26 protein-coding genes and 4 tRNA genes are annotated in these 24,578 nt (G+C 54.0%); all 30 read right to left on the reverse strand.

Annotated elements, in window-relative coordinates; genetic code table 11:
- Window positions 1-10: 10 nt before the first annotated feature.
- The 30 genes from rpsQ to birA all read right to left on the reverse strand — a co-directional run bounded on the left by rpsQ (window position 11) and on the right by birA (window position 24,377).
- Window positions 11-277: a 30S ribosomal protein S17 gene (gene rpsQ / locus IV01_RS20155; protein ID WP_002555480.1), complete on the reverse strand. Its 267-nt coding sequence runs from the start codon at window positions 275-277 to the stop codon at window positions 11-13.
- Between the two features lie 2 nt (window positions 278-279).
- A complete protein-coding gene (gene rpmC / locus IV01_RS20150; RefSeq protein ID WP_002555481.1) occupies window positions 280-471 on the reverse strand; it encodes a 50S ribosomal protein L29 in 192 nt (63 codons plus the stop codon).
- On the reverse strand, window positions 471-884 hold the full coding sequence (gene rplP, locus IV01_RS20145) for a 50S ribosomal protein L16 (protein ID WP_027898303.1): 414 nt from the start codon (window positions 882-884) through the stop codon (window positions 471-473). The genes rpmC and rplP overlap by 1 nt, the downstream gene beginning before the upstream one ends.
- Window positions 885-896: 12 nt before the next feature.
- Window positions 897-1,583, reverse strand: a complete 687-nt coding sequence (gene rpsC / locus IV01_RS20140) for a 30S ribosomal protein S3 (RefSeq protein ID WP_003176422.1) — start codon at window positions 1,581-1,583, stop codon at window positions 897-899.
- A 13-nt stretch (window positions 1,584-1,596) separates the two neighbouring features.
- Window positions 1,597-1,929 carry a 50S ribosomal protein L22 gene (gene rplV / locus IV01_RS20135; RefSeq protein WP_002555485.1) on the reverse strand — a complete coding sequence of 111 codons (333 nt, stop codon included), beginning with the start codon at window positions 1,927-1,929 and terminating at the stop codon, window positions 1,597-1,599.
- A 13-nt stretch (window positions 1,930-1,942) separates the two neighbouring features.
- On the reverse strand, window positions 1,943-2,218 hold the full coding sequence (gene rpsS / locus IV01_RS20130; protein ID WP_002555486.1) for a 30S ribosomal protein S19: 276 nt from the start codon (window positions 2,216-2,218) through the stop codon (window positions 1,943-1,945).
- A 16-nt stretch (window positions 2,219-2,234) separates the two neighbouring features.
- Window positions 2,235-3,059, reverse strand: coding sequence for a 50S ribosomal protein L2 (gene rplB / locus IV01_RS20125; RefSeq protein ID WP_032626510.1), 825 nt, complete (start codon window positions 3,057-3,059; stop codon window positions 2,235-2,237).
- Window positions 3,060-3,073: 14 nt separating this feature from the next.
- The gene (gene rplW, locus IV01_RS20120) at window positions 3,074-3,373 is read right to left on the reverse strand and encodes a 50S ribosomal protein L23 (RefSeq protein WP_002555488.1); all 300 of its coding nucleotides are present in this window, start codon (window positions 3,371-3,373) and stop codon (window positions 3,074-3,076) included.
- Window positions 3,370-3,972 carry a 50S ribosomal protein L4 gene (gene rplD, locus IV01_RS20115; protein WP_020290705.1) on the reverse strand — a complete coding sequence of 201 codons (603 nt, stop codon included), beginning with the start codon at window positions 3,970-3,972 and terminating at the stop codon, window positions 3,370-3,372. Before rplD ends, rplW begins: the two co-directional genes overlap by 4 nt.
- Window positions 3,973-3,984: 12 nt before the next feature.
- A complete protein-coding gene (gene rplC, locus IV01_RS20110) occupies window positions 3,985-4,620 on the reverse strand; it encodes a 50S ribosomal protein L3 (RefSeq protein ID WP_007253310.1) in 636 nt (211 codons plus the stop codon).
- Window positions 4,621-4,701: 81 nt separating this feature from the next.
- On the reverse strand, window positions 4,702-5,013 hold the full coding sequence (rpsJ, locus tag IV01_RS20105; protein ID WP_003186070.1) for a 30S ribosomal protein S10: 312 nt from the start codon (window positions 5,011-5,013) through the stop codon (window positions 4,702-4,704).
- A 139-nt stretch (window positions 5,014-5,152) separates the two neighbouring features.
- Window positions 5,153-6,346 carry an elongation factor Tu gene (gene tuf / locus IV01_RS20100; RefSeq protein ID WP_024687033.1) on the reverse strand — a complete coding sequence of 398 codons (1,194 nt, stop codon included), beginning with the start codon at window positions 6,344-6,346 and terminating at the stop codon, window positions 5,153-5,155.
- Between the two features lie 31 nt (window positions 6,347-6,377).
- Window positions 6,378-8,480: an elongation factor G gene (fusA, locus tag IV01_RS20095; protein ID WP_032626514.1), complete on the reverse strand. Its 2,103-nt coding sequence runs from the start codon at window positions 8,478-8,480 to the stop codon at window positions 6,378-6,380.
- Window positions 8,481-8,510: 30 nt separating this feature from the next.
- Window positions 8,511-8,981, reverse strand: coding sequence for a 30S ribosomal protein S7 (rpsG, locus tag IV01_RS20090; RefSeq protein ID WP_002555493.1), 471 nt, complete (start codon window positions 8,979-8,981; stop codon window positions 8,511-8,513).
- Between the two features lie 122 nt (window positions 8,982-9,103).
- Window positions 9,104-9,475 (reverse strand): 30S ribosomal protein S12, encoded by a 372-nt coding sequence (rpsL, locus tag IV01_RS20085; protein ID WP_002555494.1) that lies wholly within the window; start codon window positions 9,473-9,475, stop codon window positions 9,104-9,106.
- A gap of 200 nt (window positions 9,476-9,675) precedes the next feature.
- Window positions 9,676-13,875, reverse strand: coding sequence for a DNA-directed RNA polymerase subunit beta' (gene rpoC, locus IV01_RS20080; RefSeq protein ID WP_032626517.1), 4,200 nt, complete (start codon window positions 13,873-13,875; stop codon window positions 9,676-9,678).
- A gap of 63 nt (window positions 13,876-13,938) precedes the next feature.
- Window positions 13,939-18,012, reverse strand: a complete 4,074-nt coding sequence (rpoB, locus tag IV01_RS20075) for a DNA-directed RNA polymerase subunit beta (protein ID WP_032626519.1) — start codon at window positions 18,010-18,012, stop codon at window positions 13,939-13,941.
- 220 nt (window positions 18,013-18,232) lie between these two features.
- Window positions 18,233-18,598 (reverse strand): 50S ribosomal protein L7/L12, encoded by a 366-nt coding sequence (gene rplL, locus IV01_RS20070; protein ID WP_032626521.1) that lies wholly within the window; start codon window positions 18,596-18,598, stop codon window positions 18,233-18,235.
- Between the two features lie 77 nt (window positions 18,599-18,675).
- The gene (rplJ, locus tag IV01_RS20065) at window positions 18,676-19,176 is read right to left on the reverse strand and encodes a 50S ribosomal protein L10 (RefSeq protein WP_032626522.1); all 501 of its coding nucleotides are present in this window, start codon (window positions 19,174-19,176) and stop codon (window positions 18,676-18,678) included.
- 195 nt (window positions 19,177-19,371) lie between these two features.
- Window positions 19,372-20,067: a 50S ribosomal protein L1 gene (gene rplA, locus IV01_RS20060; protein WP_032626524.1), complete on the reverse strand. Its 696-nt coding sequence runs from the start codon at window positions 20,065-20,067 to the stop codon at window positions 19,372-19,374.
- Window positions 20,067-20,498: a 50S ribosomal protein L11 gene (gene rplK, locus IV01_RS20055; RefSeq protein WP_020290713.1), complete on the reverse strand. Its 432-nt coding sequence runs from the start codon at window positions 20,496-20,498 to the stop codon at window positions 20,067-20,069. The genes rplA and rplK overlap by 1 nt, the downstream gene beginning before the upstream one ends.
- Window positions 20,499-20,616: 118 nt before the next feature.
- Complete coding sequence (gene nusG, locus IV01_RS20050) at window positions 20,617-21,150, reverse strand: transcription termination/antitermination protein NusG (protein WP_020290714.1); 534 nt, start codon at window positions 21,148-21,150, stop codon at window positions 20,617-20,619.
- A gap of 9 nt (window positions 21,151-21,159) precedes the next feature.
- A complete protein-coding gene (secE, locus tag IV01_RS20045; RefSeq protein WP_032626526.1) occupies window positions 21,160-21,528 on the reverse strand; it encodes a preprotein translocase subunit SecE in 369 nt (122 codons plus the stop codon).
- Between the two features lie 46 nt (window positions 21,529-21,574).
- A tRNA-Trp gene (locus IV01_RS20040) sits at window positions 21,575-21,650 on the reverse strand.
- 154 nt (window positions 21,651-21,804) lie between these two features.
- Window positions 21,805-21,880 (reverse strand) — tRNA-Thr (locus IV01_RS20035).
- 25 nt (window positions 21,881-21,905) lie between these two features.
- Window positions 21,906-21,979, reverse strand: a tRNA-Gly gene (locus tag IV01_RS20030).
- 26 nt (window positions 21,980-22,005) lie between these two features.
- Window positions 22,006-22,090, reverse strand: a tRNA-Tyr gene (locus IV01_RS20025).
- 143 nt (window positions 22,091-22,233) lie between these two features.
- Complete coding sequence (locus IV01_RS20020) at window positions 22,234-22,671, reverse strand: hypothetical protein (protein WP_032626528.1); 438 nt, start codon at window positions 22,669-22,671, stop codon at window positions 22,234-22,236.
- A gap of 7 nt (window positions 22,672-22,678) precedes the next feature.
- The gene (locus tag IV01_RS20015; RefSeq protein WP_032626530.1) at window positions 22,679-23,428 is read right to left on the reverse strand and encodes a pantothenate kinase; all 750 of its coding nucleotides are present in this window, start codon (window positions 23,426-23,428) and stop codon (window positions 22,679-22,681) included.
- Entirely contained in the window at window positions 23,418-24,377 is a 960-nt protein-coding gene (gene birA / locus IV01_RS20010; protein WP_032626533.1) for a bifunctional biotin--[acetyl-CoA-carboxylase] ligase/biotin operon repressor BirA, read from the reverse strand. The genes IV01_RS20015 and birA overlap by 11 nt, the downstream gene beginning before the upstream one ends.
- Between the last annotated feature and the right edge of the window lie 201 nt (window positions 24,378-24,578).

The raw sequence follows: 24,578 nt of genomic DNA on the forward strand, positions 1-24,578 counted from the left end.
CCCCTAGTCCTTAGACTTCCACAGCGCGTTCGAGAATATCAACCAATGCCCAAGACTTGGTCTTGGCTACCGGACGAGTTTCACGAATCGTGACTTTGTCGCCGATGTGGCACTGATTGGTTTCGTCGTGCGCGTGCAGCTTAGTCGAACGCTTAACGTATTTACCGTAGATCGGGTGCTTAACGCGACGCTCGATCAGAACGGTGATGGTCTTGTCCATCTTGTCGCTGACAACACGGCCAGTCAGCGTACGGACGGTTTTTTCGGCTTCAGCCATGATTACTTACCTGCCTGCTGGTTGAGCACAGTCTTCACGCGAGCAATGTCACGCTTAACTTGCGAGAGCAGGTGAGACTGCCCCAACTGGCCAGTTGCTTTCTGCATACGCAGATTGAACTGGTCGCGCAGCAGGCCGAGCAGTTGCTCGTTCAGCTGCTGTGCTGATTTTTCACGAAGTTCATTCGCTTTCATCACATCACCGTCCGTTTAACAAAGGAGGTGGCGAGTGGCAGCTTTGCAGCAGCCAGGGCGAAAGCCTCACGCGCCAGCTCTTCAGAAACACCCTCGATTTCATACAGGACTTTGCCTGGCTGAATCTGGGCAACCCAGTACTCCACGTTACCCTTACCTTTACCCATACGAACTTCGAGGGGCTTTTTGGTTACAGGCTTGTCCGGGAATACACGGATCCAGATTTTGCCGCCACGTTTAACGTGACGGGTCAGTGCACGACGCGCTGACTCAATCTGACGGGCAGTGAGACGACCACGAGCAACAGACTTCAGCGCATATTCGCCGAAGCTGACTTTGCTACCGCGCAATGCCAAGCCACGGTTGTGGCCAGTCATCTGCTTGCGGAACTTCGTACGCTTTGGTTGCAACATTTGGCGTACCCCTTACTTAGCAGCTTTTTTACGAGGCGCAGGTGCTTGTGGTTTCAGTTCTTCTTGGCGACCACCAATTACTTCGCCTTTGAAGATCCAAACCTTTACACCGATCACACCGTAAGTGGTGTGAGCTTCGTAGTTGGCATAGTCGATGTCGGCACGCAGGGTGTGCAGTGGCACACGACCTTCGCGATACCATTCAGTACGTGCGATTTCAGCACCGCCGAGACGACCGCTCACTTGGATTTTGATGCCTTTGGCACCAATGCGCATTGCGTTCTGTACAGCGCGCTTCATAGCGCGACGGAACATTACACGGCGCTCCAGCTGCTGAGCTACGCTCTGCGCAACCAGCATACCGTCGAGTTCCGGCTTACGGATCTCTTCGATATTGATGTGCACAGGCACACCCATTTGCTTGGTCAGGTCCTGACGCAGCTTCTCAACATCTTCACCTTTCTTCCCGATAACGATACCTGGACGAGCAGTGTGGATGGTGATGCGTGCAGTCTGAGCCGGACGATGGATATCGATACGGCTTACGGACGCGCTTTTTAGTTTGTCTTGGAGGTACTCACGCACTTTCAGATCAGCGAACAAATAGTCCGCATAAGTCCGACCGTCTGCGTACCAGACGGAGGTGTGCTCCTTGACGATTCCCAGGCGAATGCCAATGGGATGTACTTTCTGACCCATCTCTTCGACTCCGTTACTTGTCAGCAACCTTGACAGTGATATGGCAAGACCGCTTGACGATGCGATCAGCACGGCCTTTGGCACGTGGCATGATGCGCTTCAGCGAACGCCCTTCGTTGACGAAAACGGTGGAGACCTTGAGGTCATCAACGTCTGCGCCTTCGTTATGCTCGGCGTTGGCTACGGCCGACTCCAGCACTTTCTTCAGGATCTCGGCGGCTTTCTTACTGCTGAAAGCCAACAGGTTGAGCGCTTCGCCCACCTTCTTCCCGCGGATCTGGTCGGCGACCAAGCGGGCTTTCTGGGCGGAGATTCGAGCGCCCGACAACTTAGCGGCTACTTCCATCGTTCCTTACCCCTTAACGCTTGGCTTTCTTGTCTGCCACGTGCCCACGATATGTGCGGGTACCGGCAAACTCGCCTAGTTTATGGCCGACCATGTCTTCGTTCACGAGAACTGGAACATGTTGGCGACCGTTATGAACTGCAATGGTCAAACCGACCATTTGTGGCAGGATCATCGAACGACGCGACCAGGTTTTCACCGGTTTGCGATCATTCTTTTCCGCCGCCACTTCGATCTTCTTCAGTAGGTGAAGATCAATAAAAGGACCTTTTTTCAGAGAACGTGGCACTGTCGTATCCCTCTATTTACTTGCGACGACGGACGATCATTTTGTCGGTACGCTTATTACCACGAGTCTTCGCGCCCTTAGTCGGGAAGCCCCACGGCGATACCGGATGACGACCACCAGAGGTACGACCTTCACCACCACCATGTGGGTGGTCAACCGGGTTCATGGCAACACCACGAACGGTTGGGCGAACGCCACGCCAGCGTTTGGCACCAGCTTTACCCAGGGAACGCAGGCTATGCTCGGAGTTCGAGACTTCGCCCAGCGTTGCACGGCATTCGGAAAGCACTTTACGCATTTCACCCGAACGCAGACGCAGAGTAACGTAGACGCCTTCACGTGCGATCAGCTGAGCCGAAGCACCAGCGGAACGAGCGATCTGAGCACCTTTACCTGGCTTCAATTCGATACCGTGAACGGTGCTACCAACTGGAATGTTACGCAGTTGAAGAGCGTTACCCGGCTTGATTGGAGCCAAAGCACCTGCGATCAGCTGATCGCCAGCACTCACGCCTTTAGGGGCGATGATGTAGCGACGCTCGCCGTCTGCGTAAAGCAGCAGTGCGATGTGAGCAGTACGGTTTGGATCGTATTCGATACGCTCGACAGTGGCAGAAATGCCATCTTTATCGTTGCGACGGAAATCGACCAGACGATAATGCTGCTTATGACCACCACCGATATGACGGGTAGTAATACGGCCATTGTTGTTACGACCACCAGACTTCGATTTTTTCTCGAGCAGCGGTGCGTGAGGAGCGCCTTTATGCAGCTCCTGGTTGACCACCTTGACCACAAAACGGCGGCCAGGGGAAGTCGGTTTGCATTTAACGATTGCCATGATGCACCCCTTCCTTACTCAGCACTGCTGCTGAAATCGAGATCTTGGCCTGGTTGAAGGGAGATAACTGCCTTCTTCCAGTCATTACGCTTGCCCAGACCGCGAGCAGTACGCTTGCTTTTACCCAGAACATTCAGGGTAGTAACACGCTCTACTTTCACGCTGAACAGGCTTTCGACGGCCTTCTTGATTTCCAGCTTGGTTGCGTCAGTAGCAACCTTGAAAACGAACTGACCTTTTTTGTCTGCCAGAACCGTAGCCTTTTCGGAAACGTGCGGGCCAAGCAGAACTTTAAATACGCGTTCCTGGTTCATCCCAGCAGCTCCTCGAATTTCTTCACGGCCGACACAGTGATCAACACTTTGTCGTATGCGATCAGACTAACTGGATCGGAACCTTGAACGTCACGTACATCAACGTGCGGCAGGTTACGAGCAGCCAGGTACAGATTCTGGTCAACAGCGTCAGACACGATTAGGACGTCAGTCAGGCCCATGCCAGTCAGCTTGTTAAGCAAATCTTTGGTTTTCGGTGCTTCAACAGCGAAGTCCTGAACCACGACCAAACGATCAGTACGAACCAGTTCAGCAAGGATGGAGCGCAGTGCTGCGCGATACATCTTCTTGTTGAGCTTCTGAGAGTGATCCTGTGGACGTGCTGCGAAAGTGGTACCGCCGCCACGCCAGATTGGGCTACGGATAGTACCGGCACGAGCACGGCCAGTACCCTTTTGACGCCATGGACGCTTACCGCCGCCACGAACATCAGAACGGGTCTTTTGCTGCTTGGTGCCCTGACGACCGCCTGCCATGTAGGCTACGACTGCCTGGTGAACCAGTGTCTCGTTGAACTCGCCGCCAAATGTCAGTTCGGAAACTTCGATTGCCTGAGCGTCATTTACGTTTAATTGCATGTCAGCTTCCCCTTAACCGCGAGCCTTGGCTGCTGGACGTACAACCAGGTTGCCGCCAGTAGCGCCAGGAACAGCACCCTTGACCAACAACAGATTGCGTTCAGCGTCCACGCGCACTACTTCCAGGGACTGCACGGTCACGCGCTCAGCGCCCATATGACCGGACATTTTTTTGCCCTTGAATACACGACCAGGAGTCTGGCACTGGCCGATAGAGCCTGGGACGCGGTGGGATACGGAGTTACCGTGGGTGTTATCTTGCCCGCGGAAATTCCAACGCTTGATCGTACCCTGGAAGCCTTTACCTTTGGACTGACCGGTTACATCAACCAGCTGACCAGCAGCGAAGATTTCAGCGTTGATCAGATCGCCAGCCTGGTAGTCGCCTTCTTCAAGACGGAATTCCATGACAGTACGACCAGCGGCAACATTCGCCTTAGCGAAGTGGCCAGCCTGAGCAGCTGTAACACGCGAAGCGCGACGCTCGCCGACAGTGACTTGCACTGCACGATAGCCATCGGTCTCTTCAGTTTTGAACTGGGTGACGCGATTCGGCTCGATCTCAATGACCGTAACCGGAATGGAGACACCTTCTTCGGTGAAAATACGGGTCATACCGCATTTACGACCGACTACACCAATAGTCATGTTGTAAACCTCATGAGTGTACGGGGCTTTCACCCGCTATGGCCGCCCATTTCAGAGCGTTACACGACTAAGACCCAAGTCTTAGCCGAGGCTGATCTGCACTTCCACACCGGCTGCAAGATCAAGCTTCATAAGCGCGTCAACGGTTTTATCTGTTGGCTGGACGATGTCCAGAACGCGTTTATGAGTACGGATCTCGTACTGGTCGCGCGCGTCTTTGTTGACGTGCGGAGAAACCAGAACGGTGAACCGCTCTTTACGAGTAGGCAGTGGAATAGGACCACGCACCTGAGCACCAGTACGTTTCGCGGTTTCCACGATTTCCTGGGTGGATTGGTCGATCAGGCGATGGTCAAAAGCCTTCAACCTGATACGGATTTGCTGGTTTTGCATTGGATTCAGACTCCAGATTGCTGTTCCCACCGAGCGCAATACGCCCGTTTAAAGGAGGCGCAATTCTATAGATGGGCTGACTGAGTGTCAACCCAATAAAAAAGCCCCCGCAAGCGGGGGCTTTTTATCAAATCATTGCTTACGCAACGATTTTGGCTACGACGCCAGCGCCGACGGTACGACCGCCTTCACGAATTGCGAAACGCAGACCATCTTCCATTGCGATTGGCTTGATCAGGGTAACGTTAACTTTAACGTTATCACCTGGCATAACCATCTCAACGCCTTCCGGCAGTTCGCAGCTACCAGTTACGTCGGTAGTACGGAAGTAGAACTGTGGACGGTAGCCTTTGAAGAACGGCGTGTGACGGCCGCCTTCTTCTTTGCTCAGAACATAGATTTCTGCTTCGAACTGAGTGTGCGGCTTAACGGTACCTGGCTTAACCAGAACCTGACCACGCTCAACGTCGTCACGCTTGGTGCCACGCAGCAGAACGCCACAGTTCTCACCAGCACGACCTTCGTCCAGCAGCTTGCGGAACATCTCAACGCCAGTGCAAGTAGTTTTGGTGGTGTCACGCAGACCCACGATCTCTACTTCTTCCTGGATCTTGATGATGCCACGCTCAACACGACCGGTAACAACAGTACCGCGACCCGAAATCGAGAATACGTCTTCGATTGGCATCAGGAACGGCTTGTCGATAGCACGAACTGGTTCTGGGATGTAGCTATCCAGAGTCTCAACCAGTTTCTTGACGGCAGTGGTGCCCATCTCGTTGTCGTCTTGGCCATTCAGAGCCATCAGAGCAGAACCGATGATGATCGGAGTGTCGTCGCCCGGGAAGTCGTAAGTGCTCAGCAGATCGCGCACTTCCATCTCAACCAGCTCCAGCAGCTCAGCGTCGTCTACCATGTCAGCCTTGTTCAGGAAGACAACGATGTACGGAACGCCAACCTGACGGGACAGCAGGATGTGCTCGCGAGTCTGAGGCATCGGGCCGTCAGCAGCGGAACAAACCAGAATAGCGCCGTCCATCTGAGCAGCACCGGTGATCATGTTTTTTACGTAGTCGGCGTGACCTGGGCAGTCAACGTGCGCGTAGTGGCGAACGGCCGAATCGTATTCAACGTGAGCGGTGTTGATGGTGATACCGCGAGCTTTTTCTTCTGGTGCGCTATCGATTTTATCGAAGTCGACTTTAGCCGAACCGAAAACTTCGGAGCAGACGCGAGTCAGAGCAGCAGTCAGAGTGGTTTTACCGTGGTCAACGTGACCGATGGTGCCAACGTTGACGTGCGGTTTGTTACGTTCAAATTTTTCTTTAGCCACGACAGTGAACTCCTAGCCTAAAGGGGCTGAATCAGCCTTGTTTTTTAACGATAGCTTCGACGACATTCGACGGAGCTTCGGAGTATTTGGAGAATTCCATGGAGTAGCTCGCGCGACCCTGAGACATGGAGCGAACGTCGGTCGCATAACCGAACATCTCACCCAACGGTACTTCGGCGCGAATCACTTTGCCAGAAACCGTATCTTCCATACCCTGGATCAGACCACGACGACGGTTCAGGTCACCCATCACGTCACCCATGTAGTCCTCAGGTGTTACAACTTCAACCTTCATGATCGGCTCAAGAACTACACCACCACCTTTGGTAGCCAGTTGCTTGGTCGCCATGGAGGCTGCCACCTTAAACGCCATCTCGTTGGAGTCGACGTCGTGGTAAGAACCATCGAAAACGGTAGCCTTCAGGCCGATCAGCGGATAGCCGGCAACAACACCGTTCTTCATCTGCTCTTCGATACCCTTCTGGATAGCAGGGATGTATTCCTTAGGAACAACACCACCTACCACTTCGTTCACGAATTGCAGACCTTCCTGACCTTCGTCAGCCGGCGCAAAACGAATCCAGCAATGGCCAAACTGACCACGACCGCCGGATTGACGAACAAACTTGCCTTCGATCTCACAAGCCTTCGTGATCTTCTCACGATAGGAAACCTGTGGCTTACCGATGTTGGCTTCGACGTTGAACTCACGGCGCATCCGGTCAACCAGGATGTCCAGGTGCAATTCGCCCATGCCAGAGATGATCGTTTGACCAGTCTCTTCATCAGTTTTGACGCGGAAAGACGGGTCTTCCTGAGCAAGCTTGCCCAGAGCGATACCCATTTTTTCCTGGTCATCCTTGGTTTTAGGCTCTACGGCAACCGAGATAACCGGCTCCGGGAAGTCCATACGAACCAGGATGATTGGCTTGTCAGCCGAGCAGAGGGTATCACCAGTGGTGACGTCCTTCATGCCGATCAAAGCAGCGATGTCGCCAGCGCGTACTTCTTTGATCTCTTCACGTGTGTTCGCGTGCATTTGCACCATACGACCAACACGCTCTTTCTTGCCTTTAACCGAGTTGATCACGCCGTCGCCGGAGCTCAACACGCCCGAGTAAACGCGAGCAAAGGTCAAAGTACCCACGAATGGGTCGGTAGCGATCTTGAACGCCAGAGCCGAGAACGGCTCGTTGTCGTCTGCATGACGCTCCATTTCAACAGTCTCGTCATCCGGGTCGGAACCCTTGATGGCAGGAATGTCCACTGGAGCAGGCAGGTACTTGATCACCGCATCGAGAACCAGGGGAACGCCCTTGTTCTTGAAGGAAGAACCGCAAACAGCGAGAACGATTTCACCAGCGATAGTACGCTGACGCAAAGCGCCTTCGATTTCCGCGATGGTGAGTTCTTCACCTTCGAGGTATTTGTTCATCAGCTCTTCGTTGGCTTCAGCGGCCGCTTCAACCATGTTGCTGCGCCATTCTTCAGCCAACTCTTGCAGCTCGGCAGGGATAGCTTCGCGACGAGGGGCCATGCCCTTGTCAGCGTCATCCCAGTAAACCGCTTCCATGGTCATCAGATCGATTTGACCCTGGAAGTTGTCTTCAGCACCGATCGCCAACTGGATTGGAACCGGAGTGTGACCTAGACGCTGCTTGATCTGACCGATCACGCGCAGGAAGTTCGCGCCAGCACGGTCCATCTTGTTTACATAAACAAGACGCGGAACACCGTATTTGTTGGCTTGACGCCATACGGTTTCCGACTGAGGCTCAACACCCGAGGTACCGCAGAACACAACGACCGCGCCATCGAGCACGCGCAGGGAGCGCTCTACTTCAATAGTGAAGTCAACGTGACCCGGAGTATCGATGATGTTGAAGCGATGCTTCTCGAACTGCTTGACGGAGCCAGCCCAGAATGCAGTCGTAGCAGCGGAAGTAATGGTAATACCCCGCTCCTGCTCTTGCACCATCCAGTCCATGGTCGCGGCGCCATCATGCACCTCGCCCATTTTGTGGTTTACGCCAGTGTAAAAAAGGACGCGCTCAGTGGTGGTGGTTTTACCAGCATCCACGTGAGCAACGATACCAATGTTACGGTAGCGGTTAATCGGAGTAGTACGAGCCATAAAGCCCTCGCAAAATTAGTGACACCAGAATTAGAAGCGGTAGTGCGAGAAAGCCTTGTTGGCTTCAGCCATACGGTGCACGTCTTCACGCTTCTTAACTGCAGCACCTTTACCTTCAGCGGCGTCCAACAGTTCACCAGCCAAACGCAGAGCCATAGACTTCTCACCGCGCTTGCGCGCGAAGTCTACCAGCCAGCGCATTGCCAATGCATTACGACGGGACGGACGAACTTCAACCGGGACCTGGTAAGTAGCACCGCCTACACGGCGCGACTTCACTTCGACCAGCGGAGCGATGGCGTCGAGAGCTTTCTCGAAGATTTCCAGGGGGTCGCTGTTCTTGCGTTCTTTAACCTTTTCCAGCGCGCCATAAACGATACGCTCGGCAACGGCTTTCTTGCCGCTTTCCATTACGTGGTTCATGAACTTGGCCAGAATTTGGCTTCCGTATTTTGGATCGTCAAGCACTTCGCGCTTGGCTGCTACGCGTCTTCTTGGCATGGATAAGCCCTCAAACGGTCTTCAGGTTAGCTCGGGACCACCACCCTACTGGGTGCGCCCGACCTTACTCTTATCGACTCAGAAAAATAGAAATCTGCTTTTTTTGTCACAGGAAGCCGCTACTACTTAGGCTTCTTGGTACCGTACTTCGAACGACCCTGGTTACGACCTTTAACGCCGGAAGTATCCAAAGAACCGCGAACGGTGTGGTAACGAACACCTGGCAAGTCTTTTACACGACCGCCACGAATCAGGACCACGCTGTGCTCTTGCAGGTTGTGACCTTCACCACCGATGTACGAGGAAACCTCGAAACCGTTGGTCAGGCGCACACGGCATACTTTACGCAGTGCCGAGTTAGGTTTTTTCGGCGTGGTGGTATACACACGGGTGCATACGCCACGACGTTGCGGGCAGTTCTGCAGCGCAGGCACGTCGGATTTCTCGACGATACGCTTACGCGGCTGACGTACCAGCTGGTTGATAGTTGCCATCTACTAGCTCCACTGTTGTCTTGCGACGCTATTGTCTTGCAAGAAAAGCAAAATGGCAGGACGCGAGTCCCGCCAAATTTAGGGGTACAAGAGTCTAAAGAGGATCTCGCCCCCAGTCAAGGCAAAGCCCCGGCTCTCCTCTCATCGGGCGACAGAATTTACCTGTCACTCGATAAGAAAGAAAGACCAGGGCCTTACGCTCAATTACCGCTGGAGTTCAACGCTTCAGTCAATGCAGCTTCGACTTCGCTAGCGCTGACACGCAACGGCTTGTCTACTTCACGGCGACGCTTACGCTCGCTGTGATATGCCAGACCGGTACCGGCCGGGATCAGACGACCAACAACCACGTTTTCTTTCAGGCCGCGCAGGTAATCGCGCTTACCTGTTACCGCTGCTTCGGTCAGTACTCGGGTTGTCTCTTGGAAAGAGGCCGCGGAGATGAACGACTCAGTGGACAACGAAGCTTTGGTGATACCCAGCAGAACACGAGTGAACTTGGCGTCAAATTTCTCGTCAGCGGTCAGACGCTCGTTTTCTACCAGCACGTGAGTCAACTCCATCTGGTCACCTTTGATGAAGGTGGAATCACCAGATTCGGCAATCTCAACTTTACGCAGCATCTGACGCAGAATGGTCTCGATGTGCTTATCGTTGATCTTCACGCCTTGCAGACGGTAAACGTCCTGGATCTCGTTAACGATGTACTTGGCCAGTGCACTCACACCCAGCAAACGCAGGATGTCATGCGGATCGCTCGGGCCGTCGGAGATAACTTCGCCGCGGTTTACCTGTTCGCCTTCGAAGACGTTCAGGTGACGCCACTTCGGAATCAGCTCTTCGTACGGATCACTGCCATCGTTCGGGGTAATAACCAGACGGCGCTTGCCTTTGGTTTCCTTACCGAACGCGATGGTGCCGCTAACTTCAGCCAGAATCGAGGCTTCTTTCGGACGACGGGCTTCGAACAAGTCGGCAACACGCGGCAGACCACCGGTGATGTCACGGGTTTTCGAAGTTTCTTGCGGGATACGCGCGATAACATCACCGATCGCAACCTGCACACCATCCGCGACACCAACCAATGCGTTAGCCGGCAGGAAGTACTGAGCAGGCACATCAGTACCTGGCAGCAACAGATCCTTGCCATCAACACCCACCATCTTCACAGCCGGACGAATGTCTTTGCCCGCTGCTGGACGGTCTTTAGCATCCAGAACTTCAATGTTGGTCATACCGGTCAGTTCGTCGGTCTGACGCTTGATCGTGATGCCTTCTTCCATGCCCACGTAGGTCACGGTACCTTTCATTTCGGTAACGATTGGGTGGGTGTGCGGATCCCACTTGGCAACAATCGAACCAGCGTCGACCTTGTCGCCTTCCTTGACCGAAATGACTGCACCGTAAGGCAGCTTGTAACGCTCACGCTCACGGCCGTAGTCATCAGCGATTGCCAGCTCACCGGAACGCGATACAGCAACCAGGTGACCATCTACTCGCTCAACGTGCTTCAGGTTGTGCAGACGGACGGTACCGCCATTCTTCACCTGAACGCTGTCGGCTGCGGAGGTCCGGCTTGCCGCACCACCGATGTGGAACGTACGCATCGTCAGCTGGGTCCCCGGCTCACCGATGGACTGTGCAGCGATTACGCCGACAGCTTCACCAATGTTCACCTGGTGACCACGAGCCAGATCACGGCCGTAGCACTTGGCGCAAATGCCATAGCGGGTTTCGCAGCTGATTGGCGAGCGAACGATAACTTCGTCGATGCTGTTCAGCTCGATGAACTCAACCCACTTCTCGTCTACCAGCGTACCTGCAGGCACGATGACTTCGTCGGTGCCAGGCTTGAAAACGTCACGGGCGATTACTCGACCCAGTACGCGTTCGCCCAACGGCTCAACAACGTCGCCGCCTTCAATGTGCGGAGTCATCAGCAGACCGTGTTCGGTACCGCAGTCGACTTCGGTAACGACCAGATCCTGGGCAACGTCCACCAGACGACGAGTCAGATAACCGGAGTTAGCTGTCTTCAATGCGGTATCCGCAAGGCCCTTACGAGCACCGTGAGTCGAGATGAAGTACTGAAGTACGCTCAAACCTTCACGGAAGTTAGCAGTAATCGGCGTCTCAATGATCGAGCCGTCCGGCTTGGCCATCAGACCACGCATACCCGCCAACTGACGAATCTGTGCCGCCGAACCCCGTGCGCCGGAGTCAGCCATCATGTACATCGAGTTGAAGGATTCCTGATCAACTTCGACGCCGTGACGGTCGATAACGCGCTCTTTGGACAGGTTCGACATCATCGCTTTCGAGACTTCGTCGTTCGCCTTGGACCAAAGGTCGATTACCTTGTTGTACTTCTCGCCCTGAGTTACCAAGCCCGAGGCGTACTGACTTTCGATCTCTTTAACTTCTTCGGTAGCGGCATCAATGATGCGAGCTTTTTCATCAGGGATAACGAAGTCGTTAACGCCGATGGAAACACCCGAAATCGTCGAGTAGGCAAAACCGGTGTACATCAACTGGTCGGCGAAGATAACGGTCTCTTTCAAACCAACCACGCGGTAGCACTGGTTGATCAGCTTGGAGATCGCCTTTTTCTTCATCGGCTGGTTGACCACGTCGTACGACAGGCCTTTTGGCACAACCTGATACAGCAGGGCACGGCCAACGGTGGTGTCGACAATACGGGTGCCGCTTACGCTGCCGCCGTCACGGTCATTGACCGTTTCGTTGATCCGCACTTTAACCTTGGCATGCAGCGCGGCTTCGCCGGCACGGAATACACGGTCAACTTCCTGCAGATCAGCAAATACACGACCTTCGCCTTTGGCGTTGATCGCTTCACGAGTCATGTAGTACAGACCCAATACAACGTCCTGGGAAGGAACGATGATTGGCTCACCGTTCGCTGGCGACAGGATGTTGTTGGTCGACATCATCAGCGCACGCGCTTCGAGCTGGGCTTCCAGCGTCAGCGGTACGTGTACAGCCATCTGGTCGCCGTCGAAGTCGGCGTTGTACGCGGCACAGACCAGAGGGTGCAGCTGAATAGCCTTACCTTCGATCAGTACCGGCTCAAACGCCTGAATGCCCAGACGGTGAAGAGTTGGTGCACGGTTGAGAAGCACCGGGTGTTCACGAATTACTTCGGCGAGAACGTCCCAAACCTCTGGCAGCTCACGCTCGACCATTTTCTTCGCAGCTTTGATGGTCGTGGCCAGGCCACGCATTTCCAGCTTGCCGAAAATGAACGGTTTGAACAGCTCGAGAGCCATTTTCTTCGGCAGACCGCACTGGTGCAGACGCAGGGTCGGACCAACGGTAATTACCGAACGGCCCGAGTAGTCAACACGCTTACCGAGCAAGTTCTGACGGAAACGACCCTGCTTACCCTTGATCATGTCAGCCAGGGATTTCAGAGGACGCTTGTTCGAGCCAGTGATGGCGCGACCGCGACGGCCGTTGTCGAGCAGTGCATCGACAGCTTCCTGCAACATACGCTTTTCGTTGCGCACGATGATGTCCGGAGCGGACAGATCAAGCAGGCGCTTCAAACGGTTGTTACGGTTGATCACTCGACGATACAGATCGTTGAGGTCGGAAGTTGCGAAACGACCACCATCCAGCGGAACCAATGGACGGAGATCTGGCGGCAGAACCGGCAGAACGGTCAGAACCATCCACTCAGGCAGGTTGCCTGAACCCTGGAAGGCTTCCATCAGCTTCAGACGCTTGGACAGCTTCTTGATTTTGGTTTCGGAGTTGGTTTGCGGAATTTCTTCACGCAAACGACCAATCTCGTGTTCCAGATCGATAGCGTGCAGCAGTTCGCGGACGGCCTCAGCACCCATGCGGGCGTCGAAATCATCACCGAACTCTTCCAGCGCTTCGAAATACTGCTCGTCGTTCAGCAGCTGACCTTTTTCAAGGGTGGTCATGCCCGGATCGATGACGACGTAGCTCTCGAAGTAGAGAACGCGTTCGATATCACGCAGGGTCATGTCCATCAGCAAGCCGATACGGGATGGCAGCGACTTCAGGAACCAGATGTGGGCAACAGGCGATGCCAGTTCGATGTGAGCCATACGCTCACGACGTACCTTGGCCAGTGCAACTTCAACGCCGCACTTTTCGCAGATCACACCACGGTGTTTCAGGCGCTTGTACTTACCGCACAGGCACTCGTAATCCTTGACCGGACCAAAAATCTTGGCGCAGAACAAGCCGTCACGTTCAGGTTTAAACGTACGGTAGTTGATGGTTTCCGGCTTTTTAACTTCACCGAACGACCACGAACGGATCATCTCAGGCGATGCCAATCCAATACGGATGGCGTCGAACTCTTCGACTTGACCCTGGTTTTTCAGCAAATTCAGTAGGTCTTTCAAGGCCTTTCCTCCTGGCGGAGCAGAGGGCAGTCATACAGACCCACCCTCGATTCGCGTCACGTGTTATTCGGTTTCCAGATCGATATCGATGCCGAGCGAACGAATTTCTTTGATCAACACGTTGAAAGACTCGGGCATGCCCGGCTCCATACGGTGATCGCCATCCACGATGTTTTTGTACATCTTGGTACGGCCGTTCACATCGTCCGACTTCACTGTGAGCATTTCTTGCAGAGTGTAGGCCGCGCCGTATGCTTCCAGCGCCCACACCTCCATCTCCCCGAAACGCTGACCACCGAACTGAGCCTTACCACCCAGCGGCTGCTGGGTAACCAGGCTGTAAGAACCAGTGGAACGCGCGTGCATCTTGTCGTCCACCAAGTGGTTCAGCTTCAGCATGTACATGTAGCCAACGGTAACCGGACGCTCGAACTTGTTGCCGGTACGACCATCGAACAGCTGCATCTGGCCGCTTTCTGGCATATCTGCCAGCTTGAGCATTGCCTTGATTTCAACTTCCTTCGCACCGTCGAACACCGGGGTAGCCATAGGTACGCCGTTACGCAGGTTCTTCGCCAGATCCAGGATTTCTTTATCGCTAAAGTCTTCCAGCTTCTCTTGGCGGCCGCCGATTTCGTTATAGATCTCGGTCAGGAACTTACGCAGATCAGCAACTTTACGCTGCTCTTCGAGCATGCGGTTGATCTTCTCGCCCAAGCCCTTTGCCGCGAGGCCAAGGTGGGTTTCGAGAATTTGACCAACGTTCATACGCGAAGGTACGCCCAGCGGGTTAAGGACGATGTCGACCGGGGTGCCATTGGCATCGTGCGGCATGTCTTCAACCGGCATGATCACGGAGACCACACCTTTGTTACCGTGACGACCGGCCATCTTGTCGCCCGGCTGGATGCGACGACGGATTGCCAAGTAAACCTTGACGATTTTCAGAACGCCCGGAGCCAGGTCATCGCCCTGCTGCAGTTTGCGTTTTTTGTCTTCGAACTTGTCATCCAGAAGACGGCGACGATCAACGATGTAAGCCTGAGCCTTCTCGAGCTGCTCGTTCAGAGCATCTTCAGCCATGCGCAGCTTGAACCACTGACCATGCTCAAGACCGTCGAGGATTTCGTCGGTGATGTCCTGACCTTTCTTCAGACCAGCGCCGCCTTCGACCTTGCGGCCAACCAGAGCAGAGCGCAGACGTTCGAAAGTCGCACCTTCAACGATACGGAACTCTTCGTTCAAGTCCTTGCGGATCTCGTCGAGCTGAGTCTTCTCGATGGACAGTGCACGAGCATCACGTTCAACGCCGTCACGAGTGAAGACCTGAACGTCGATGACAGTACCTTTGGTACCAGTTGGTACACGCAGGGAGGTGTCTTTAACGTCGCTGGCCTTCTCACCGAAGATAGCGCGCAAGAGTTTTTCTTCCGGAGTCAGCTGAGTCTCGCCTTTCGGAGTGACCTTGCCGACCAGAATGTCACCAGCGCCAACCTCGGCACCAACGTAAACGATACCGGCTTCGTCCAGTTTGTTCAGTGCAGCTTCACCCACGTTAGGGATGTCTGCAGTGATCTCTTCGGGCCCAAGCTTGGTGTCACGTGCCACACAGGTCAGTTCCTGAATGTGGATCGTGGTAAAGCGGTCTTCCTGAACAACACGTTCGGACAGGCAGATGGAGTCTTCGAAGTTGAAGCCGTTCCACGCCATGAACGCGATGCGCATGTTCTGACCCAGAGCCAACTCACCCATATCGGTGGACGGACCGTCAGCCATGATGTCGCTACGCTCAACCCGGTCACCTTTGCTCACCAGCGGACGCTGGTTGATGCAGGTGTTCTGGTTGGAGCGGGTGTATTTAGTCAGGTTGTAGATGTCGACACCGGCTTCACCGGTTTCAACTTCATCATCTGCAACACGAACCACGATACGGCTTGCATCAACGGAGTCGATAACGCCGCCCCGACGAGCCACGACGCAAACGCCGGAGTCGCGAGCCACGTTGCGCTCCATGCCAGTACCTACCAGCGGCTTGTCAGCACGCAAGGTTGGAACAGCCTGACGCTGCATGTTGGAACCCATCAACGCACGGTTGGCGTCGTCGTGCTCGAGGAACGGGATCAGCGAGGCCGCTACCGAAACAACCTGCTTCGGCGAAACGTCCATCAGCGTCACGTCTTCTGGAGCCTTGACGGTGAATTCGTTCAAGTGACGAACAGCCACCAGCTCGTCGATCAGGACCTTCTTGTCGTTCATTGCCGCAGAAGCCTGGGCAATAACGTGGTCCGCTTCTTCGATAGCCGACAGGAACACGATCTCGTCAGTTACCAGTGCGTCTTTAACAACACGGTACGGGCTCTCGAGGAAACCGTACTGGTTGGTACGCGCATAAGCGGCCAACGAGTTGATCAGACCAATGTTCGGACCTTCAGGCGTTTCGATCGGGCATACACGACCATAGTGAGTCGGGTGTACGTCACGAACTTCAAAACCAGCACGCTCACGAGTCAAACCGCCAGGGCCGAGTGCAGAAACACGACGCTTGAGAGTGATCTCAGACAGCGGGTTGTTCTGGTCCATGAACTGCGAAAGCTGGCTGGAGCCGAAAAACTCTTTTACAGCAGCAGCAACTGGCTTGGCGTTGATCAGGTCCTGAGGCATCAGGCCTTCGCTTTCGGCCATCGACAGACGCTCTTTGACCGCACGCTCAACACGCACCAGGCCAACACGGAACTGGTTTTCAGCCATTTCGCCAACACAGCGAACACGACGGTTACCCAAGTGGTCGATATCGTCGACGATGCCTTTACCGTTGCGGATATCAACCAGCGTCTTGAGAACGGCGACGATATCCTCTTTGCACAGAACGCCCGAACCTTCGATCTCGGTACGACCGATGCGACGGTTGAACTTCATCCGACCAACAGCCGAGAGGTCATACCGCTCAGGACTGAAGAACAAATTGTTGAAAAGCGTTTCTGCTGCGTCTTTGGTAGGCGGCTCGCCAGGACGCATCATGCGGTAGATCTCGACCAGAGCTTCCAACTGGTTGCTGGTGGAGTCGATCTTCAGCGTGTCAGATACGAACGGACCACAGTCGATATCGTTGGTGTACAACGTCTCGATGCGAACAACCTGAGCCTTGGCAATCTTGGCAAGGATTTCAGTGTTCAGCTCGGTGTTGCACTCAGCGATGATCTCGCCGGTGGCTGGATGCACGATCACCTTGGCAGTGGTGCGACCCAGGACGTAGTCCAGAGGTACTTCCAACTGCTTGATACCGGCTTTTTCCAGCTGGTTAATGTGGCGAGCGGTGATACGGCGACCCTGCTCGACAATAACCTTGCCCTTGTCGTCCAGGATATCCAGGACGGCAATTTCGCCGCGCAGGCGCTGAGGCACCAGTTCCAGGCTGAGGTTCTCACCTTGCACATGGAATACGTTGGTGGTGTAGAAAGCGTCCAGAACCTGTTCGGTCGTGTAGCCCAGCGCGCGCAACAATACCGAAGCAGGCAGCTTGCGACGACGGTCGATACGGACGAATACACAGTCCTTTGGATCGAACTCGAAGTCCAGCCATGAGCCGCGATAAGGAATGATACGAGCGGAGTAAAGCAGCTTGCCGGAGCTGTGCGTCTTGCCGCGGTCGTGGTCGAAGAACACGCCCGGGGAACGGTGCAGCTGGGAAACGATAACGCGCTCGGTACCGTTGATAACGAAGGTACCGTTCTCAGTCATCAGGGGGATTTCACCCATGTAGACTTCTTGCTCTTTGATGTCCTTGATCGCTTTGTTCGACGATTCTTTGTCGAAAATGATCAGACGGACTTTTACTCGCAGAGGTACAGCGTAAGTCACACCGCGCAGCACGCACTCTTTGACATCAAATGCCGGTTCGCCCAAGCGATAACCTACATACTCCAGCGCAGCATTGCCGGAGTAGCTGATGATCGGGAAAACGGATTTGAAGGCTGCATGCAGACCGACGTCGCGGAACTGATCTTTGGTCGCTCCCGCTTGCAGGAATTCGCGATACGAATCCAGCTGGATGGCCAGGAGATACGGCACATCCATTACGTCCGGCAACTTGCTAAAGTCCTTGCGGATACGTTTTTTCTCAGTATATGAGTAAGCCATCAGCGTTCCCCAGCTTGGTCACCTGCTTGTTTGGCTCCTCCCGACGGGAGCAGCCAGAAAATCGTGCAAACCCCTTGGTTTGCGCCACCATCACCGGTGGTTTTTACACGTCACGGATGCCAGCCTAGCCAGTCATCTATAACGGAAAAAGGCCGGTGGCAAGAGCCACCAGCCATCAGCCTTTCGCTTAACGCTCGGGCTGGACACTCAAAGTCGATACTTACTTCAGCTCGACTTTAGCGCCTGCTTCTTCCAGCGTAGCTTTGGCTTTGTCAGCAGCGTCTTTCGCAACTGCTTCCAGAACCATTGCTGGAGCGCCGTCAACTACAGCCTTGGCTTCTTTCAAGCCCAGACCAGTCAGCTCACGTACAGCCTTGATCACGTTAACTTTCTTCTCGCCAGCTTCCAGCAGCATGACGTTGAATTCAGTTTGCTCTTCAACAACAGCGGCAGCAGCAGCTGGACCAGCAGAAGCAGCAGCGGCAGTAACACCGAACTTTTCTTCAAAGGCTTTGATCAGCTCAACAACCTGCAGAACGGACATTTCGCCAACTGCGTTGAGGATATCGTCTTGAGAGATAGACATGAATCTAATTCCTGAATTGGGGACGGCCTACGCGACCATCGAAATAAACAAAAATACGCGAAAGAAGGTACGGAGCCTTAGGCTGCGGCCGCTTCTTTTTGGTCGCGAATAGCCGCCAGAGTACGAGCCAACTTGCTGGTAGCGCCTTGAATCACGCTCATCAGCTGGGAGATTGCTTCGTCACGGGTCGGCAAGGTTGCCAGTACGTCGATCTGATTAGCTGCGAGGAACTTGCCCTCGAACGCAGCTGCCTTGATCTCGAACTTGTCCTGACCTTTAGCGAACTCTTTGAACAAACGGGCAGCAGCGCCAGGATGTTCGTTGGAGAAAGCGATCAAGGTCGGGCCAGTGAACGCGTCGTTGAGGACACTGTAATCAGTACCTTCAACTGCACGCTTGAGCAGGGTGTTACGTACAACACGTACGTAAACGCCAGCTTCACGAGCCTCTTTACGGAGTCCGGTCATTGCGCTTACTGTCACGCCACGGGCATCAGCCACGACAGCAGACAGAGCGACTTTGGCAGCCTCGTTGACTTCAGCGACGATGGCCTTCTTGTCTTCGAGTTTAATTGCCACGGGTTTAACTCCTGCTTGTTACCGTTTCACCTGGCCGAAGCCGGATGTCGTTTTGGTGTCTGATTCGGTAAGGAACCGGGAGCACCATCTGCGTAGGCTTGTTTTTTAAGACTTGCGTCGCCTACGGTCTTGGATAGCCCCCGCCAGGCAGGGACCCCAATTTTTCATTGGCGCGGCGAACGCACCAATGGTGTCTTACGCGTCCAGGGAACCCTGATCGATCACCAGGCCTGGGCCCATAGTGGTGCTCAATGTAACGCGCTTAACGTAGATGCCTTTCGAAGAAGCTGGCTTGATACGCTTCAAATCAGCGATAAGAGCTTCAACGTTTTCCTTCAGCTTGACTGCGTCGAAACCGACCTTGCCAACTGAAGTGTGGATGATGCCGTTTTTGTCGGTGCGATAACGAACCTGACCAGCCTTGGCATTCTTGACGGCGTTAGCAACGTCAGGAGTAACAGTGCCGACTTTAGGGTTAGGCATCAGGCCACGTGGGCCAAGGATCTGACCCAACTGACCAACAACGCGCATCGCATCCGGAGAAGCGATTACTACGTCATAGTTCAGGTCGCCGCCTTTCATTTCGGCAGCCAGGTCGTCCATACCAACGCGATCCGCGCCGGCAGCCAGAGCGGCCTCAGCAGCAGGGCCCTGGGTGAACACAGCAACGCGAACAGTCTTGCCAGTGCCGTGCGGCAGCACAGTAGCGCTACGTACAACCTGGTCAGATTTACGCGGGTCAACACCAAGGTTTACAGCAACGTCAACAGACTCGCTGAACTTGACGGTCGACAGCTCGGCCAGCAGGGTAGCTGCGTCGGTGAAGCTGTACGATTTGCCCGGCTCGATTTTAGCCGCGATAGCTTTTTGGCGCTTAGTCAGCTTAGCCATTACACACCCTCCACGTTAAGGCCCATGCTACGAGCGGAACCGGCGATAGTACGCACGGCCGCTTCCATGTCAGCAGCAGTCAGATCCGCATTTTTTGCTTTAGCGATATCTTCCAGCTGTGCACGAGTCACGGTGCCAACTTTAACGGTGTTCGGACGTGCCGAGCCGCTAGTCAGACCAGCAGCTTTCTTCAGCAGAACCGAAGCAGGGGTGCTCTTTGTTTCGAAAGTGAAGCTACGGTCGCTATAGACAGTGATGATCACTGGAGTCGGCAGACCCGGCTCAAGACCCTGAGTACGGGCGTTGAAGGCCTTGCAGAATTCCATGATGTTCACGCCGTGCTGACCCAGGGCCGGACCTACTGGCGGGCTAGGGTTAGCTTGAGCAGCTTTCACTTGCAGCTTGATGTAAGCGGTAATTTTCTTGGCCATGAGGCACTCCAATTACGGGTTCAAACGCCAATCAAGGCTCCCCGGTTACTTGCACGTTTATCCCAGTGACGAAAAAACCCCACAGCCTATGGCTACGGGGTATGGGATTCTCGCTCAGCTAGACCTTTTCGACCTGACTGAACTCCAGCTCCACCGGAGTGGAACGACCGAAAATGAGCACCGCGACTTGAATCCGGCTCTTCTCGTAATTAACTTCTTCAACTGTGCCGTTAAAATCTGCAAACGGACCGTCGGTAACACGAACAACCTCACCCGGCTCAAACAGAGTCTTAGGCTTCGGCTTGTCGCTACCGTCCGCTACGCGACGCAAGATCGCATCAGCTTCTTTATCTGTGATGGGCGCAGGCTTATCAGCAGTACCGCCGATAAAACCCATGACGCGAGGGGTATCCTTGACCAAGTGCCAGGTACCTTCGTTCATATCCATCTGAACCAGCACATAGCCAGGAAAGAATTTACGCTCACTTTTGCGCTTCTGGCCGTTACGCATCTCCACCACTTCTTCAGTGGGGACCAGAATCTCGCCGAAGCCATCTTCCATGCCAGCCAGCTTCACACGCTCGATCAACGAGCGCATTACATGCTTTTCGTAACCCGAATAAGCATGCACTACGTACCAACGCTTAGCCACGGGACACCCTTAGCCAACAATCAAGGAAACAAGCCAGCCGAGCAGGGAATCAAGCCCCCACAACAGCAACGCCATAACCAGGACAACAGCCACAACAATCAGAGTGGTCTGCGTGGTTTCTTGGCGAGTCGGCCAAACGACTTTACGAATTTCGGCTCGCGCTTCCTTGGCTAGAACAAAGAAAGCCTTACCTCTACCAGTCTGCAGACCTACAAATGCAGCAACCCCAGCCAAAACAAGAAGAACCAGGACGCGATACAGAATCGGTTGAGCTGAGTAGTATTGATTACCGACAACCCCGACCACTACCAGAGCGACCACAACCAGCCACTTGAGCAGATCGAAGCGAGATTCTTGGGCTTCAGCCTTGAGAGTCATCTACGGTAATCCTGTGAAAAGAAAGCCAGATACAAGCTATTGAATCTGGCAGGTCAGGAGGGAATCGAACCCCCAACCTACGGTTTTGGAGACCGTCGCTCTGCCAATTGAGCTACTGACCTAAAAGCAAAATCAGGCCGACCAATATGCCAGCCCAACAAGAGATTTTCAAGCGCATTCAGCATATTGCTGAATATACGCGACGCCGCACCGACAAAAACCACACCGATTCAGCCGGTAAAACAAAGGCAGATATTTGCATATCTGCCTTTATAATGGAGCTCTTGAGCGGATTCGAACCGCTGACCTCACCCTTACCAAGGGTGTGCTCTACCAACTGAGCTACAAGAGCAAAACCTGAACATCTACAGCAAATCTGGAGCGGGTGGCGGGAATCGAACCCGCATCATCAGCTTGGAAGGCTGAGGTTCTACCACTAAACTACACCCGCTAAACTTGCTGCAATTGCTAAAAATTTGGTGGAGGGAGAAGGATTCGAACCTTCGAAGTCGTAGACGTCAGATTTACAGTCTGATCCCTTTGGCCGCTCGGGAACCCCTCCTGAACGAGGCAGCATTCTCAACTCATGCCACCCTTCTGTCAACCTTTTTCTCAGTAAAAACCTGAGGTTACAAACGCTGACTCTAGCTTTGCCGCAACTTGCAACCAACCAAGCACTGCGAAGCGGGCGCCATTCTATGCAAACTACTCAGAGGTTGCAATGCCCGAACACAACATTATTTTGTTTTTTAATTGGGGAAAGTCTTGAACCAAGCTATCTACCAGACTCTCACCCACCAGCCGACGACTTGCAGGCTCTATTTTCAACCAATATCCGGTTCCGGCAGGCTGTGAAACCGTCTGAAGCTCTGAGTGCACATCAAGACTCGTCAACCTTTGCGCCACAACCAAAGCCTCTCTCTCACGCATGAAACCGCCTAGGTAGAGACACGTCTCTTCTGACCGGGCATCGCGCCCCTGCTCCTCACTCCCATCCGACTCTGTCAGCAGCCGAATATTTTGCTGCTCAGCCCGATGCAGCGAAAGAGGTAAAACCTCTTTCGCTCGTAGCGGAGCCTCTTGCTGATGCCAAACGTAATAAAACCCATTGAGCATCAACAACAAAAGAAATAACCACCTCATAAAAACCTCAAGGAAACGGGCAGGCCAAAGCGAGACCGACGAAGATTAGATCAGGCATTAACTTCGCGCCCTCCATACTATCCTTCACCAACTCAGCATCCCCACCAGTTATAAAAAGCAGAAAATCGCCCCCCCAATATTGCCGGGCAATGTCCACTTGAGTGGCCACAAACCCCTTGATCATCAAAGCGCATCCGCGCTCCACCGCCTCAGCAGTCGATCGACCTGGCAAAAAGCTAGAATGGGCTTGTTCAGCCGCCGCATCGTCATAGCGTATGCGGCGTGTATGGGTGCGTAACTGACTGCGCATTAAGGGCAAGCCTGGGCAAATGAAACCGCCAAGGTGCTGCCCTCCAGAATCAACGAAGTCGGAGGTAACAGCCGTGCCCAGATCCAGAACAACGCAAGCTTTCCCGGCGATACTGTAGGCCCCCACCAACGCGAGCCAACGATCCATCCCTAGACGGTCATATTCCTCATAGCCATTGGAGACTCCGGCCAACAATGGGGAGGGTGCCGCACAAACCGTTGACACTCCGAACCGCTGAGCTATGGCCGAGCTCAGCTTAAGCGTTTCCTCGACGCTGCGAACACTCACGAGACGGCTGTAACAAAGACTCAGCCCAGCGATGCAAGATACATCCGCAAGTAAAGCCTCGCCAGAATCAACCACACCGCCTGCGATCACCTCGGATGATACTCGGCTGATGACTCGCCACTTAATGAAGCTATTTCCGCAATCCAGCTCAAGTATCATCGCGCAACCTCAAGCTAAGCTCACCACCGCTGAACACTTTCTCGCCATCTCCCACCTGCAACCTGAGAGCACCTTGCGAGTCGATCCCCAGAACCACTCCATGTACAGCTTCCGATCCGGCGAGCAAGCTGACAGCCGCCCCCTGCCAGAGATGATTGAACTCCCACTCATCTTTGAGAGATTCAAATCCCTGCTCTTGGTGGATAGCCAGGTACTCATCAATGTTTACGCTCAACTGATTCGCAAGCACATTTCTGTTAATCGCTCTACCCACCTCAAGCCTAAGAGATGTCCACAACTGATCTACCTGGCTAGTAGTACGCATATTCACGTTTATTCCGACGCCGATAATGACGTGACATACATCCGCGGGATCGCCAACAAGCTCCAATAATATCCCGGCAACCTTGCGACGCCCGACCAACACGTCATTTGGCCACTTCAGGCCGGCTCCTTGTATGCCAGCGTTTCGCAGGGTTTTCAACACAGCCAACCCCACCACCAGGCTCAGACCTTCAATCTGACGCATACCGCCCGAGATACGCAGGGCGAGGCTGTAGTAGAGATTCTCTCCAAAAGGACTTGCCCAGGCCCTACCTCGTCGACCTCGCCCAGCCGTTTGACGCTCAGCCATGACGATAAAAGGAGCAGGGAAGCGATCAGCGATCAGCTTTAGAGCTGCAGCATTGGTCGAGTCTATGGATTCATAGATTATTACCGGCCAACCAGGGGCACCTACAGCGCCGCCAATTTCTTTATGATCCAACAACGCGAGAGGGCTAGCCAACTGGTAGCCTTTTCCCCGAACTTTATGGACTTCGACTCCCAACTCAGACTCCAGAAGCTGCAACTGCTTCCATACGGCGCTACGACTCACGCCCAAGGCATCACCCAAGGCTTGGCCAGAATGGAATTTCCCATCCCCAAGGAGCTTCAACAACGTCAGCATCTAGTAATCGCCCAGGCAAGAAGGCTCGCATCATAGCCATGCAGATGGATACTGCATAGAAACAGCGAGCCACATCGGGAAAGCGGCCCCAGTTTACACATGCGTCGCTATAAGAAAGTGCGAGCACTGGAGCTTTTCGAGCAGACAAACAAAACCCCATCTGCTTTCGCAAATGGGGTTCTGGAATTTAATCTTGACGAT

This window comes from Pseudomonas syringae, assembly GCF_000737245.1.
Taxonomy (GTDB): Bacteria; Pseudomonadota; Gammaproteobacteria; order Pseudomonadales; family Pseudomonadaceae; genus Aquipseudomonas; species Aquipseudomonas syringae_J.